We start from the raw sequence: 1,625 nt of genomic DNA on the forward strand, positions 1-1,625 counted from the left end.
TGGCGGAGGGAATGACTCGAAAACTAAATCGGCTGTTTTGGCAGTTCGGGTCGAGTCTAGACGCCAGGAAAATCCCTGAAATCTTGAGAAATCTGTCCGACCCCATGCCGATGGGCATCGCGCTACCGCGAAGGATACGACATGTTTTCGATGCAGAGCGCCAGTTTGCGCCCGTCCCGCCTGTTTCGACCATAGCCTCAGAGCCCGCAACATACCGACTTGAATAGGTTTTATTCTCACGCATTCGTTCTCTTGCGACCGAAGTGAGTTGCGCAAAAGGAGACGAAAATGAGCGAAGTATGTGTGAATCAGAAAGAACTGGCTGCCCGCTGGAAGATCAGCCACCGAACACTCGAGCGCTGGCGTTGGGTCCAGGAAGGCCCGCGATACCTGAAGATCGGCGGCCGGGTCGTATATAGATTGTCCGACGTCGAGGCATTCGAACGCAAGGTTCAAAGCGTTCCTGATGAGCTACTGGCCGAAGGCTGAGCAGCCAACCTCGCCCCTCCCAAGGCTGCGACATCGCGAAAAAGACAGTCGCACGAAGCATTTCGATTGAACACGACATGACTCCCCGCTAGCGTGCAGACAGCACAAAAAATGGGCGCGCATATTAATCAAACGCGCCGAGTCGGGAGTGCGAAGTGGATAGTGACAAGTCGGAGCTTCGTTGGGGAGTCGCGCAGCGCCTCGAGTTCATCGAGTTCCGATTGTTTTGGGAGGGGCGAGTGAACCGCAGCGATTTGATGGACCAGTTCGGGTTATCGGTGAACCAGGCGTCCGCCGACCTGAACCGCTACATCGGCTTTGCGCCTGACAACATGGTTTATGACAAGAGCGTGCGGACCTATGTCCGTGGTCCCGACTATGCTGCGCAGTTCCTGAAACCTGACGCCAGCCGCTACCTCGCGCAGCTTCGGTCGTTGGCGGACGGCATCATGGACAGCGACGATAGCTGGATTGCCGAACTACCATCCTATGATGCTGCACCAACCCCGGCCCGTGGTGTGAACCCTGTCACTCTGCGATCCGTTGTCGGTGCCATCCGCCGATCCGAGGCCATCGAGGTGAAGTATCAGTCCCTTTCGCGCCCCGAGCCTTGCTGGCGTTGGATCGCGCCCCATGCCATCGGGTTCGATGGCTTCCGATGGCACACGCGGGCCTTCTGTCAGATGGACGAGGTGTTCAAAGACTTCCTGCTCTCTCGCATCATCTCGACGCGCAGCGTGCAAGCCAGTGATGTCACGGACGCAGCCGATAAGGACTGGCAAGAGCATGTCACGCTAGAGATCGGCCCCCACCCAGAACTGTCCGAAAGCCAGAAGAAAGTGATCGCGCTCGATTATGGAATGCGAGATGGCAAAGCGAAGATCCAAGTGCGTCGGGCGCTTCTCTATTACGCACTCAAGAGACTCGGGCTCGACAACAATGCTCAAACCCGCCCTCCCCAAGAACAACAAATTGTCTTGGTGTCCCCAATTGCAGGCCTGGCACCGGACAGTTTTATAGAAAGAGAGGGCTAGATGGTTTCTAGCAACTGTATCTTCAACTTGCTGGAACGGCCCATTTCTGGCTTGATTTACAGAGGGCGTTGACGATTGTAATGAGCTTTCGAGCGACAGCTG

2 protein-coding genes are annotated in these 1,625 nt (G+C 56.1%); both read left to right on the top strand.

Annotated elements, in window-relative coordinates; genetic code table 11:
- Positions 1–288: 288 nt before the first annotated feature.
- A complete protein-coding gene (locus ACGKZZ_RS17200) occupies positions 289–489 on the top strand; it encodes a helix-turn-helix transcriptional regulator (protein ID WP_282128326.1) in 201 nt (66 codons plus the stop codon).
- A gap of 155 nt (positions 490–644) precedes the next feature.
- A complete protein-coding gene (locus tag ACGKZZ_RS17205) occupies positions 645–1,523 on the top strand; it encodes a WYL domain-containing protein (protein WP_411224743.1) in 879 nt (292 codons plus the stop codon).
- Positions 1,524–1,625: the final 102 nt, after the last annotated feature.

Source organism: Marivita sp. S2033, assembly GCF_046592965.1.
GTDB lineage: Bacteria > Pseudomonadota > Alphaproteobacteria > Rhodobacterales > Rhodobacteraceae > Marivita.

Bases quoted from the DNA above. Each gene is read 5' to 3' on its own strand.
- ACGKZZ_RS17200 (WP_282128326.1), top strand. From the start codon at position 289: ATGAGCGAAGTATGTGTGAATCAGAAAGAACTGGCTGCCCGCTGGAAG.